2 protein-coding genes and 1 pseudogene (1 of these 3 only partly in view) are annotated in these 14,387 nt (G+C 69.8%); 2 read left to right on the plus strand and 1 reads right to left on the minus strand.

Annotation, left to right across the window (positions count from 1 at the left end; translation table 11 throughout):
* Positions 1–12,768: pseudogene (locus BLV94_RS00975) on the plus strand (non-ribosomal peptide synthase/polyketide synthase) (its annotated part extends 15,429 nt beyond the left edge of the window); the annotation flags it as partial.
* 569 nt (positions 12,769–13,337) lie between these two features.
* Here the strand turns inward: BLV94_RS00975 and BLV94_RS00980 are convergent.
* Positions 13,338–13,676 carry an RNA polymerase-binding protein RbpA gene (locus tag BLV94_RS00980; protein ID WP_005255751.1) on the minus strand — a complete coding sequence of 113 codons (339 nt, stop codon included), beginning with the start codon at positions 13,674–13,676 and terminating at the stop codon, positions 13,338–13,340.
* Between the two features lie 172 nt (positions 13,677–13,848).
* Between BLV94_RS00980 and BLV94_RS00985 the strand changes: the two genes are divergently transcribed.
* Positions 13,849–14,181: a hypothetical protein gene (locus BLV94_RS00985; protein WP_072946210.1), complete on the plus strand. Its 333-nt coding sequence runs from the start codon at positions 13,849–13,851 to the stop codon at positions 14,179–14,181.
* Positions 14,182–14,387: the final 206 nt, after the last annotated feature.

Here is a 14,387-nt window from a genome sequence, read left to right on the forward strand (position 1 = left end):
ATTGGAACGTCCGTCGCGGGCCGCGGCGAGCAGTCCCTCGACGGACTCGTCGGCATGTTCGTCAACACTGTGGTGCTGCGCACCGACGTGCGGCCGGACTCGACGGGCGCCGCACTGCTCGACCAGGTCAGGCGCGTCGACCTCGAGGCGTTCTCCCACGTCGACGTGCCGTTCGAGCAACTGGTCGACGCGATCAACCCGACCCGCTCCACCGCGTTCCACCCGCTGTTCCAGGTGGCGCTCGCACTGCAGAACCTGCAGACCCCGACACTCGAACTGCCGGGACTGGAGGTGTCCGCACTGGACATCGAGTCGCCGATCGCCAAGTTCGACCTGAACTTCGTGCTCGGTGAACGCCACGACGAGGACGGGAACCCGGCGGGACTCGACCTCGAACTCGGTTACGCCAAGGACCTTTTCGACGCGGACACCGCGCTGCGGATCGGCGAGTCCTACCTCCGGGTCCTGTCCGGGCTGGCCTGCGATCCGCGAATCCCGGTCGGCGACCTCGACCTGCTCGGCGACGACACCCGGCTGCGTCTCCTCGCCCAGTCGCACGGCGCGACACGGGACACCGTGGACTCCACCCTCACCGGTCTGCTCGACGAACAGGTACGGGCGACCCCGGACACCCCCGCCGTGCTCTGGCGCGACACGACCCTGACGTACGCCGAGTTCGACGCCCGGGCGAACCGACTCGCACGCAGGCTCATCGGCGACGGAGTGGGCCCCGACGTCGTCGTGGCGGTGGAGATCCCGCGGTCGCTCGACCTGCTCGTCGCCGTCCACGCCGTGGTGAAGGCCGGCGGCGCCTACACCCCACTCGACCCCGGTCAACCGGAGCAGCGCAACCGTGACATCGTCGAACAGTCCGGCGCGTCCCTGGTGCTCACCAGCAGCGACCTGTTCACGCAGACCGAAGCCACCCGGCACGGAGTGCGAGCGATCGCACCGGACGACCTCGACCCGGCCGCGTTCGGCGGGGAACCGATCCGTACCGGCGAACGGATCGCACCGCTGCGCCCGGACAACACGGCGTACGTCCTCTTCACGTCCGGATCCACGGGACGGCCCAAGGGCGTGGCCGTCTCCCACGCGGCGATCACGGCGCAACTCGAGTGGCTGCGTGAGCAGTACGCGCTCGGCACCACCGACACGATGCTGCTCAAGACCCCGGTGACGTTCGACGTGTCGGTGTGGGAATGCTTCGCGCCGCTCGCCGCCGGCGCCCGGCTCGTCATCGCCGAACCCGACGGACACCGCGACCCCCAGTACCTCGCGGACACCCTCCGTACGCACGGCGTCACCGTCGTGCATTTCGTGCCGGCGATGCTGGCGGCCCTCACGTCCGGCCCCGGCCTGACCGGCCTGCCGTCGCTGCGGCACGTGCTGGTCGGCGGCGAAGCGGTGTCCCCGGAGGCGATCGACGACTTCCGGGCGTCCCATCCCGCCGAGATCGACAACACGTACGGACCCACCGAGGCGGCGGTGACCACCACGTTCTTCGCGGCCCGGTCCGACAACTCCGACACCGTCCCGATCGGCCTGCCCGTCTGGAACACCAGCACCCTCGTCCTCGACGACCGCCTCCGTCCGGTGCCTGCCGGGGTGGCGGGAGAGCTCTACCTCGGCGGTATCCAGCTCGCCCGCGGATACCTGGGCCGCCCCGACCTCACCGCCGAACGCTTCGTCGCGGACCCCTTCTCGACGTGCGGCGCACGGTTGTACCGCACCGGCGACCTCGTCCGCTGGACCGCGGCGGGCCTGCTCGAGTACCTCGGGCGCACCGACTTCCAGGTGAAGGTCCGCGGATTCCGTATCGAACTCGGCGAGATCGTCTCCGCGCTGCTCCGGCACGAGGACGTGGAGCAGGCGGTCGTCGTCCCGCACTCGGACCCGCACACCGGCGAGCACCTGGTCGGGTACGTCGTGCCGCGCGGCAACATCGCACTGGACCGCGACGCCGTCCTGGCCGAGGCAGCGGGCAGCCTGCCCTCCTATATGGTTCCGTCGCTGCTGGTCCCGCTGACCGAACTGCCGGTGACGCCGAACGGCAAGGTGGACCAGAATGCCCTGCCCGCACCGGTATTCGCGGGGAAGGCGGAATACACTGCGCCGCGCACCGCGTCGGAGCGTGTCGTGGCGGCCGTCTTCGCCGAACTCCTCGGCGTTCCCCGCGTCGGTGTCGACGACAACTTCTTCGACCTCGGCGGCAACTCGCTGTCCGCCACCAAACTCAGCACCCGCATCGGGGTGGCGACGCAGACGCGGATCGCGATCCGCGACGTGTTCGACGCCCCCACCGTCGCGGCCCTGGCCCGGCGACTCGACCAGCACGGTCCATCCACCGCGATCGCACCGCTGACGGCGGCCATCCGGCCCGACCGGATCCCGCTGTCGCTGGCGCAGCAGCGGATGTGGTTCCTCAACCAGTTCGAAACGTCCTCACCCGCCTACAACTTGCCCGCAGCGGTCCGGTTGACCGGCCCGCTGGACACGGCGGCGCTGGCCGCGGCGATCGGTGACCTGATCGCCCGGCACGAATCGCTGCGGACCGTCTTCCCCGATTCCCGGGGTGGGCCGAACCAGGTGATCCTCGATCCCGGAGACTTCACCCCCGACCTCGTACCGGTCCAGGTGAGCGAGACCGGGTTGCGCGCGGATCTCCAGGAATTCCTCCTGACCGGTTTCGACGTCTCCCAGGCGGTGCCGCTGCGGGTGAAGGTGTATTCGCTGGGCGACGCCGAGCACGTGCTCGCCCTCGTCGTCCACCACATCTCCGCCGACGGCGTGTCCATGGAACCGCTGATCCGCGACGTGATGACCGCGTACGCAAGCCGTGCCGCGGGCCATCCGCCCACCTGGGCACCGCTGCCGGTGCAGTACGCCGATTACGCGCTGTGGCAGCGGGAGGTGCTCGGCGCCGAGTCCGACCCGGGCAGCCTCGCCGCCGCGCAACTGGACTACTGGATCCGCACGCTCGCCGGTGTCCCGGACCAGCTGTACCTGCCCGGCGACCGGGGCAGGCCTGCGGTGCCGTCACATCGGGGTGCGGCGACCCGTTTCACCCTGGACGCCGGCACCCACCGGGCCCTGGCCGAGCTGGCACGGGCGCACGGCGCCAGCATCTTCATGGTCGCCCACGCCGCGCTCAGCGTCCTGCTGGGGCGCCTCAGCACCACCGCCGACATCGCCGTCGGCACCGCCGTCGCCGGCCGCGGCCGGGCCGAACTCGACGACATCATCGGCATGTTCGTCAACACCCTCGTCCTGCGGACGACGCTGGATCCGGGAGCGTCGTTCGTGTCGCTGCTCGAGCAAGCGCGGGACGTCGACCTCGAGGCGTTCGCCCACGCCGACCTGCCCTTCGAGCGGCTGGTGGAGGTCCTGAGCCCGGTCCGCTCCACCTCGCACCACCCGCTGTTCCAGGTGGCGCTCGGTGTGCAGGCCGTGTCCGCCGACGGACTGGAGCTGGACGGACTGTCGGTGGAACCGCTCGCCCTCGACGCGAGCATCGCCAAGTTCGATCTGCACTTCACGCTCACCGAGCGGCTCGACGACACGACCGAGCCGGCGGGCATCGACGCCGAACTCATCTACGCGACCGACATTTTCGACGAGAGCACCGCCGCCGGATACGCGACCCGGCTACGCCGGATCTTCGAGGCGGTCGTCGCCGACCCGCAGCGGCCGATCGGCGACATCCCCGTTCTCGGCGAAGACGAATACGCGGCGCTCACCCCGGTCCGCGGCGCCGACCCGCGACCGGTGCAGATGCTGCCCGAGATCCTCGCCGACGCCATCGCCGCAGCACCCGACGGCCTCGCCGTCGTCTTCGACGGTGCCGGCCTGACGTACCGGGACCTCGACGAACGGTCGAACCAGCTGGCCCGGTTGCTGGTGGACAGGGGAGTGGGACCCGAAACCCGGGTCGCGCTGGCGCTGCCCCGGTCCTTCGAATCGGTGGTGGCCGTCTGGGCGGTGGCCAAGACCGGTGCCGCCTTCGTGCCCGTCGACCCCGGCTACCCCGCGGACCGCATCCTGCACATGGTGCAGGACTCCGGGGCGATGGTCGGGATCACCGTGTCCGGGAAGCGGGCACTGCTCCCGGACTCGATCCGGTGGATGCTCCTCGACGACCCGGCACTCGAGGTGCACTGCACCCACGAGTCCCGGTTGCCGCTCACCAACCGCGACCGCATGCGGCCGATCCTGTCCGACCAGGTGGCGTACGTCATCTACACGTCGGGATCGACCGGCAGGCCCAAGGGGGTCGCGGTGACGCACCGCGGTCTGATGAACCTGGTGACCGACGAGCGTGAGCTGCTCGGTGTCACGTCCCGTTCGCGGACACTGCATTTCGCGTCGCCGAGCTTCGACGCCTCCGTGTTCGAGATGCTGATGGCACTCGGCGCGGGAGCCACGATGGTCATCGCGCCGCCCACGATCTACGGCGGATCGGAACTCGCGGAACTGCTCGCGGCGGAACGCATCACCCATGCGTTCTCGACCCCGGCGGCGCTGGCGTCGGTGGACCACCGCGGGCTGGGTGACCTCGCCGTGGTCGTCGTCGCCGGTGACGTGTGCCCGCCGGAACTGGTCGCCCGCTGGGCGCCCGGACGCCGCATGGTCAACGCATACGGCCCCAGTGAGGCGACGATCATGTCGTCCATCACCGAACCCCTCCGCGCCGGCGAACCGGTCACCATCGGCGGTCCGAGCCGCGGGGTGCGGGCACTCGTGCTGGACGGGCGGCTGCGTCCGGTGCCGGTGGGGGTGCCGGGCGAACTGTACGTCGGGGGACCGAGCCTGGCCCGCGGCTACCTCGGACGGCCCGGACTGACCGCCGAACGCTTCGTCGCCGACCCGTACGGCGAGCCCGGCGACCTCATGTACCGCACCGGCGACCTCGTCCGGTGGCGGGAGAACCGCGTCCTCGATTTCGTCGGCCGCACCGACCACCAGGTGAAAATCCGCGGATTCCGCATCGAACTCGGCGAGATCGACGCCGCCCTCACCGCACACCCGCAGATCGAGTACGCCACCACGGTCGGCTACGAGCACCCGAACGGGGAGACCTCCCTCGTCGCGTACGTGCTGCCGTTCACCGGTGAGGACGTCGACCGCGTCGAGGTCGCGAATTTCGTCGGCCGCACCCTGCCCGCGTACATGGTGCCCGCGTCTGTCACCCTCCTCGACGCCCTGCCGCTCACCCCGGCGGGCAAACTGGACCGGGCCGCGCTGCCCGAACCGATCTTCGCCGCCGCGGCCACGACGTTCGAGGCGCCGCGGAACCCGATGGAGGTGATCGTCGCCGGCATCTTCGCGGACATCCTCGCCCTGCCCGAGATCGGCATCCACGACAGCTTCTTCGACCTCGGCGGCAACTCGCTGCTCGCAACCCAGGTGGTGTCGCGGATCAACGCCGCCCTCGACGTCCACGTCGGGGTCCGTGAGGTGTTCGAATCGCCCACCGTCGCCGCGCTCGCGGCGCGGATCACCGAGACCACCACTCACGGTGCACGGCGGCCCGCACTGACGGCGAGGGTTCGCCCCGAACACATTCCGCTGTCGCTCGCCCAGCAGCGGATGTGGTTCATCAACCAGTTCGACACCGCGTCACCGGCCTACAACCTGCCGGTCGCACTCCGGCTGTCGGGTGAGGTGGACCTGCGCGCCATGCAGATCGCCATCGCCGATCTCGTCGGACGGCACGAGGCGCTGCGCACCGTCTACCCCGATTCCGCCGACGGCCCGCACCAGATGATAGTGCCCGCCGCCGACGCGGTGCCTGACCTGACCCCGGTGCCGGCGCACCCCGACGACATCCTCGGACGGGTGCTCGCACTCGTGACGACGGGCTTCGACGTCACCTCGGACGTGCCGCTGCGGGCGCGGATGTACCGCGTCGGCGCCGACGACTACGTGCTCGTCATGGTCGCCCACCACATCTCAGGGGACGGCTGGTCGCTCGCCCCGCTGGCCCGCGACGTCATGCTCGCCTACACCGCCCGCACCGAGGGACACGTCCCCCTGTGGACGCCGCTGCCGGTGCAGTACGCCGACTACAGCCTGTGGCAGCGGGAACTCCTCGGCGACGAGTCCGATCCCGAATCGGTTGCCGCCGAACAGATCGCGTACTGGACCCGCGCCCTGGACGGTCTGCCGGACCGGCTGTCCCTGCCGACCGACCGCTCCCGGCCCGCGGTCGCCTCCCACCGGGGTGCGCACGTGCCGTTCACCATCGACGCCGGCACCCACCGCGCATTGCTGACCCTCGCGCGCGGCCGGAACACCTCCCTGTTCATGGTGATGCACACCGCGCTCGCGGTGCTGCTCGCGCGACTGAGCAACGAATCCGACATCGCCGTCGGCGCGCCCATCGCCGGCCGCGGCGAGGAATCCCTCGACGAACTCGTCGGCATGTTCGTGAACACCCTGGTTCTGCGCACCCACGTCGACCTCGAGAGTTCGTTCGTGGACAGCCTGAACGTCGCACGGTCCACCGACCTGAGCGCGTTCGCGCACTCGGACATCCCGTTCGAGCGCCTCGTCGACGTGCTGAACCCGGCGCGCTCGCGCTCACACCACCCGCTGTTCCAGGTGGCGTTCTCGTTCCAGAACCTCGCCGCCACCACACTCGAACTTCCCGGCCTGCACGTCGAGGGACTCGACGTGCCGAACACGATCTCCAACTTCGATCTGCACCTGACACTGTCGGAGAAGCACGACGCGGACGGCACCCCGGACGTGATCGAGGCCCAGTTCACCTACGCCACCGACCTCTTCGACGACGCGACCGTCCGGGCGTTCGCGGAACGGTTCACCCGCATCCTCGGGTCGGTCGTGCAGAACCCGGACATCGCGGTCGGTGCCATCGACCTGCTCGACGACGCCGAACGGCAGTCGGTGATCACGGAATTCAACGACACCGCTGTCGATCTGCCGCCGACGACGCTCCCCGACCTGTTCTCCGCTCAGGTGGTGCGCACACCCGACGACCCCGCGGTCTTCTTCGAGGGCACCGAACTGACGTACGCCGAGTTCGACCGGCGCGTCGACGCGCTCGCCCACCGGCTGATCGATGCAGGCGTGGGGCCGGAAGCGGTGGTGGGGCTGGCGATGAACCGGTCGATCGAACTGCTCGCCGGGATGTACGCGGTGCTGCGGGCCGGTGGCGCGTACCTGCCGATCGATCTCGGCCATCCGGCAGACCGGCTGGCGTACGTGCTGGAGACGGCACGCCCGGTGTGCATCCTCACCACGTCCGCGGACGGGTTCACCGCCGAAAACGTCCCCGTACTCGAGATCGACACCCTCGACCTCGCCCCGCGCGGACCCGTGACCGCCGCGCACCGCCGCGCGCCGCTGCGACCGGAGAACACGGCGTACCTGATCTTCACGTCCGGGTCCACCGGCCGACCCAAGGGCGTCGGGGTGTCGCACGCCGCCATCGCGAACCAACTCCGCTGGAAGCAGCACGAATACCCGCTCGACACCACCGACGCCGTCGTGCAGAAGACGCCGGTCACGTTCGACCTGTCGGTGTGGGAACTGTTCTGGCCGCTGACGGCGGGTGCCCGGCTCGTCATCGCGCGCCCGGACGGTCACCGCGACCCGGCCTACCTGGCGGACCTCATGCGTCAGCAGCGCGTCACGACAGCACATTTCGTGCCGTCCCTGCTGGAGGCATTCACCCCGGGTGCGGGGGAGCAGCCGGCCCTGCGCCGGGTCCTGTGCATCGGTGAGGCGCTGCCCGCCGACACGGCCGCCCGTTTCTGCAGCCGGTTCGGCTCCGTTGCCCTGCACAACCTGTACGGGCCCACCGAGGCCGCCGTGTCCGTGACCGCCTGGACCCACACCGACGGCGACGCCGACACCGTCCCCATCGGCGGACCGGAATGGAACACGCAGGCGTTCGTGCTGGACGCCCGGCTGAACCCGGTTCCCGTCGGGGTGGCGGGGGAGCTGTACCTGGCCGGTGACCAGCTGGCCCGCGGTTACGTGGCCCGCACCGATCTGACGGCCGAGCGCTTCGTCGCCAACCCGTTCGGCGCACCCGGTTCACGGCTCTACCGCACCGGTGACGTGGTCCGCTGGCGCGTCCAGGACGCGAAGGGGGTCCTCGAGTACCTCGAGCGCTCCGACTTCCAGGTGAAGGTCCGCGGATTCCGCATCGAACTCGGCGAGATCGAATCGGCGCTGGTGCGGTCCGCCGGGGTGGGGCAGGCCGTCGTGGTCGCCCACCAGAACCACCACACCGGGACCGCCCTGGTCGCCTACGTCGTCCCCGCGGACGGCTCGACCGTCGACCCCGCCGCGGTGCTGGCCGACGTCGGCGCCGCGGTGCCGGGCTACATGGTGCCCGCCGCCCTCGTCGTGCTCGCGGAACTGCCGCTGACCGCGAACGGGAAACTCGACCGCAAGGCGCTCCCCGCACCCGACTTCGCCTCGACGGCAGTCGAATACCGCGCGCCCGCAACACCGACCGAGGAGATCGTCGCCGCCGTGTACGCCGACGTACTCGGCGTCGAGGAAGTCGGCACCGGCGCGAACTTCTTCGACCTCGGTGGCAACTCCCTCGTCGCCACCCGGGTGGTCGCCCGGCTGTCCGCGACGCTCGGTCGCCGCGTCGAGATTCGGTCCCTGTTCGAGGCGCCTGCCGTCGGTGCCCTTGCGTCGCTGCTGGACTCGACGGACGCGACCGCACCCACCCGCCCGGCGCTGACCCCGACAGTGCGCCCCGAACGGCTCCCGCTGTCCTCGGCGCAGCAACGGATGTGGTTCCTCAACCGGTTCGACCCGAACTCCGCCGTGCACAACATCCCCGTGGCGGTCCGGCTGTCGGGCGTCCTGGACGTCGACGCACTGCAGCACGCGGTCACCGACGTCCTCCACCGGCACGAGTCGCTGCGGACGATCTACCCGGACTCCGCCGACGGCCCGCACCAGGTGATCCTGCCCGCCGACCGGGTCGATGACGCGTCCGTCGTCGCGACCGACGAGACCGCACTGCCCACCTTGATCGCCGACCTGGTAACCACCGGATTCGACGTCACCGCGGAGGTTCCGGTACGGGTGCGGATCTTCCGGATCTCCGCGACGGAACACGTCCTCGCGGTGGTCGTGCACCACATCTCCGGCGACGGCTGGTCGATGGCGCCGATGGTGCGGGACGTGATGGCGGCGTACGCGGCGCGGTCGGCGGGCGCGAGCCCGGACTGGGCGCCTCTGCCGGTGCAGTACGCCGACTACGCACTGTGGCAGCGGGCCCTCCTCGGCGACGACACCGACCCCGACTCGGTATCGGCGCGGCAACTCGCGTTCTGGACGCAGACCCTCGCGGGCGCCCCGGATCAGCTGGATCTGCCCACCGACCGGCCGCGTCCCGCGGTCGCGTCGTACCGGGGCGGCACCGTCGACTTCACCGTGCCATCCGATCTGCACGGCACGCTGCTGGGTGCGGCGCGGGACGCGAACGCGTCCGTGTTCATGGTGGTGCACTCGGCGCTCGCGGTGCTGCTGAGCCGGCTCGCCGGTTCCGCGGACATCGCCATCGGAACCCCCGTCGCGGGCCGCGGCGAACGCGAACTCGACGACCTGATCGGCATGTTCGTCAACACGCTGGTCCTGCGACAGCACGTCGAGGGCGCGCGCACGTTCGCCGAACTCCTCGCCGACGTGCGCGAGACCGATCTCGCCGCGTTCTCCCACGCCGACGTCCCGTTCGAGCGCCTCGTCGAGGTCGTCAATCCGTCGCGGTCCACCGGGCGGCACCCCTTGTTCCAGGTGATGCTCACGTTCCAGAACCTCGACCAGGCGACACTGGAACTCGGCGACCTGTCGGTGAGCGGTGTCGACTTCGACGTGGACATCGCCAAGTTCGACCTGCAACTCACCCTGATGGAACAGTTCGACTCCGAGGGAGGCCCCGGCGGGATCGCCGCCCGCCTCACGTACGCCGCCGACCTGTTCGACGAACCGTCCGCGCACGTGTTCGGGCAGCGGTTCCTGCAGGTGCTGCGGGCGGCGGTCGACAGTCCGGGCACCGCGGTCGGCGACCTCGACGTCCTCGGCAGCGGTGAACGGAAACAGATCGCCGGCACCAACGCGACGTCGCACCCCGTGCCCGCCGGCACCCTCGCGTCGCTGGTCGACGCGGCGGTGGCGACGGACCCCGACCGGATCGCGGTGGTCTGCGACCGGGAGGAGCTGACCTACGCGAGCTTCGACGCCCGCGTGAACAGGCTGGCGCGCCGACTGATCGAACAGGGCGTCGGCCCCGAGTCGGTGGTGGCGGTGGAGATGCGCCGTTCGGTCGATTTGCTCGTCGGAATCCATGCCGTCGTCAAGGCCGGCGGCGCCTACCTGCCGATCGATCCGGACCATCCGGCCGAGCGCACCGCGTATGTGCTCGACACCGCACGGCCCGCATGTGTGCTGGTCAGCGGTGCCGGACTCGCCGACAGCGGCTCGGTCCCCGTCATCGACGTCGCCTCCGAGGACCTCTCCCGGTACGGCAGCGCGCCGGTCACCGATCGGGACCGGCTCCGGCCGCTGTCCGCGGCGAACACGGCGTACGTGATCTTCACGTCCGGCTCGACGGGCCGTCCGAAGGGGGTCGCGGTCACGCACGGTGCGATCGTGAACCGGCTGCTGTGGATGCAGCACGAATATGCCCTGACCAGCTCGGACGTCGTTCTGCAGAAGACGCCGGTGACGTTCGACGTGTCGGTGTGGGAGCTGTTCTGGCCGCTGCAGGTCGGGGCGTCCCTGGTGATCGCCGCACCCGACGGGCATCGCGATCCGCGGTACCTGACAGGGCTGATACAGGAACGTCACGTGACGACCACGCATTTCGTGCCGTCGATGCTGTCGGTGTTCACTGCTGAACCTGCTGTGGTGCAGTGTGATTCGTTGCGGTTGGTGTTCTGTTCGGGGGAGGCGCTGACGCCGGAGCAGGTGTCGCGGTTCCGGGCGGTCAGTGGTGCGGGTCTGCACAATTTGTACGGGCCGACGGAGGCTGCGGTCGACGTGACGTACTGGGAGACCGGTGCGTCGGACACGCTGTCGGTCCCGATCGGTCGTCCGGTGTGGAACACGCAGGTGTATGTGCTCGATGCGCGGTTGCATCCGGTGCCGAACGGGGTGGCGGGGGAGCTGTATCTGGCGGGTGATCAGTTGGCGCGCGGTTATCTGAATCGGGCGGATCTGTCGGCGGATCGGTTCGTGGCGAACCCGTTCGCCGCGGGTGGGCGGATGTATCGGACGGGGGATCTGGTGCGGCGCCGCGGGGACGGGGCGTTGGAGTATCTGGGTCGTACGGATTTCCAGGTGAAGTTGCGGGGGCAGCGGATCGAGTTGGGGGAGATCGAGGCGGCCCTGGAGGCGCACCCGGATGTGGTGCAGGCGGTCGTGGTGGTGCACCGGGACGAACGCGGCGAGGAAGCCCTCGTCGCCTATCTGGTGGGACGGCGCGCGGCCGAGTGGTCCGACGTGCGCGCACACCTGTCGACCCGGGTCCCGTCGTACATGATTCCGGCGCAGGTCGTGCACTTGGACACCTTCCCGCTGTCGGTCAACGGCAAACTCGACCGCAAGGCCCTGCCCGCACCGGAGGTCCGCTCCGCCGCCGCCGAGTACCAGCCCCCACGGACCGCGGCCGAACGGGCCGTCGCCACCGTGTTCGGCGAGGTCCTCGGCATCGACCGGGTCGGAGCCACGGACAGCTTCTTCGACCTCGGAGGCAACTCCCTGATCGCCACCCGGGTCGCGTCCGCGCTCGGGTCCGAACTGGGCATCGACTTCCCGCTGCAGTGGATGTTCACCGACCCCACGCCGTGGTCGCTGGGGCAGCGCATCCAGAACGCGGCGACCGACGGAGTGCGCGGCGCCGGCGCCTCGCTCGACGTGCTGCTCCCGATCCGCACCCGAGGGACGGCGGAGCCGCTGTTCTGCGTCCACCCGTTCATCGGGCTTGCCTGGAGCTATGCCGGGCTGAGCCGGGAACTGACCGAGGACCGGCCGATCTACGGGCTGCAGTCGCCGGCGCTGACCGAGGACGAGCCGCACCCGGAGACGATCACCGACTTCGCGGATCGCTACGTCCGGGAGATCCGCTCGATCCAGCCGCACGGCCCGTACCACCTGGTGGGCTGGTCGCTGGGCGGGGTCATCGCTCACGAGATGGCGGTGCAGTTGCAGGCGGCGGGCGAAGAGGTGCGTCTGCTCGGACTCCTCGACAGCTACGTCGGACTCGACCGCAGCGTGGAGAACACCGCGACCACGGCGGATCTCCTCGGCGGTGCCGGCCTGGACCTGCCCGACGACGGTGTTCTCGACGAACTCGCGCCCGGCGGGCAGTTCGACGCCGAGCGGGCGGCCGCGCTGCTCCGGGTCGTCGGCGGTCCGCTGGCGGCGCTCACCGCCCCGGAACTCGACCGGATCTACGGCAACGCGCTGCGGGCCCCCGACCTCATCGACGGACACCGCCCGAGAATGTTCGACGGCGAACTGGTGTTCTTCACGGCCGCCCTCGACGACGGCTTCCACGTCGACCCGGTGACCTGCTGGGGCCCGTTCGTGCGCGGAAGGATCGACGAGCACCCGGTGGACGCGACGCACTGGACGATGACGACACCGGACGCTCTCGCCGCGATCGCGCCGCACCTCGAGCGTTCGCGGCGCCGGCCGCGGCACGCCGCGCCCGACACCGGCAGGGACACCGACCCGGACGACAGCGAGAACCGGCCGCACTCGGTGCGATGACCGCACTCCGCCGCCGCTCAACCGACCGCAAGGTTTGGTTTGGGCGGTGATGGGGAAATACCACGAAATGTGAGCGGTTGTAGTGGAAATGAGCGGTTGACCACCCGGAACATCGTGAACGCCGGACCTGCCGTGGTTTCAGGGTGCCGGTTTCATACCCCAGGTGTGAGATTTGCCCGAAGAGAAGACCAAACCCTTGACTCCGCCGTACCGAATAGTAGATTGAGAGCGGTCATGTGACCTACCTCTCACACGGTATGGAAGCCCGGGAGGTCGGTCATACGTGGTTTCTTCGACTGCGTGTTCGGGGCGTGACGCTCGGTGCTTGGTGTGCTCGGAATGTAACGCGCCCGCGTTCAGCAGATCGGAGTACTTGGATGAGTCCTGTCGAGACGGTGACCAGCCCAGTGGCCTACAGAAGCTTGTCCGTGTCGAACATCCCGTCCCCGCCCAAAATGGGGTCGCAGGCACCCCGGACCGCGCCGAAGGCGGGGTCGCACACCCCCCGGACGCGGCGAACGCCGCCCCGGCAGAGCCGAGACGGCGTTCGTACGGTTCGGTGGCCTGTGTCAGGCTCCGCGGCGCTTCGCCTTCAGCAGGTCGAGGCGCTCCTTCAGCAGCTCTTCCAGTTCCTCCTTGGAACGGCGTTCGAGCAGCATGTCCCAGTGGGTACGCGGCGGCTTGACCTTCTTGGCCTCGGGCGCCGTGCCCTCGACCAGGGTTCCCTCGAGGCCGTTGCGGCACAGCCACGTACCGGGGATCTCGGCATCGTCGGCGAAGGGAATGTCGAAGACCTCACCGTTGTCGCACCGGTACTTGGCCATCCGACGGGGCGCGAGGTCGTGGTCACGGTCGGTCTCGTAGCTCACCGCTCCGAGTCGACTCCCTCGAAGTACGCGATCTGCCATGGTTGTGTCCTCTCCTCGTTCGTCTCCGCGCGAGCACGCCTGGACCAGCACCAAGCGTTCACACTCATCTACAACGCCACGGCCTCCCGATTGGTTCCCGCACGCCGCGCAGATGCAACCTCGACATCTTACCGGGCGGGCTCGGGGGCGCCGCGCAGTAAGGTGGTCGACCATGACCAGCGCCTCCCGCAGACCGGATTCCTGTGTGTGGTGCGGACGCGAAGTGGCAGAGACGGGGATGGGCCGGCGTCGCCGGTACTGCCGCCAATCGTGCCGTCAACGCGCGTACGAGCAGCGCACCCAGGTCAAGGGCACCAGCATCCCAGCCGATGCGGTGGTGCTCACCTCGGAGGAAGCCTCCGCCATGGTCGACCGGGTTTTCCAGGTTCGATGTGCCGCCGAGGACGTGGCGACAGCCGTTGCCGAAGGTGCGGCGGCCCATGAGGTGGAGTCCCTGTGCGCCGACCTCGTGCAACTCGCACGTGAGGCCGAACGCTTCCGCTGAGCCTCGGACAGAGGCGGGGGAGCGTGGGACGCACTCTGCTCGACCGGTCCGACCGTCGCCGATCGATGGCGATTCCGATACGAACATCACGAATCGACGCACACCGGGCCCACACGTACAGCACGATCAGTACAGCGTGGGAGACCGGCGTCGGTTGGTCCGTCTCACGCGCAGGACTTGCGCATCCAAGGTCTTCTACCCGCTGG

The organism is Rhodococcus koreensis (genome assembly GCF_900105905.1).
Lineage (GTDB): Bacteria > Actinomycetota > Actinomycetes > Mycobacteriales > Mycobacteriaceae > Rhodococcus_F > Rhodococcus_F koreensis.

What these genes read in the sequence shown, in the direction of transcription:
- BLV94_RS00985 (WP_072946210.1), top strand. Translation starts at nt 13,849, where the DNA reads ATGACCAGCGCCTCCCGCAGACCGGATTCCTGTGTGTGGTGCGGACGC.
- BLV94_RS00980 (WP_005255751.1), bottom strand. Translation starts at nt 13,676, where the DNA reads ATGGCAGATCGCGTACTTCGAGGGAGTCGACTCGGAGCGGTGAGCTAC.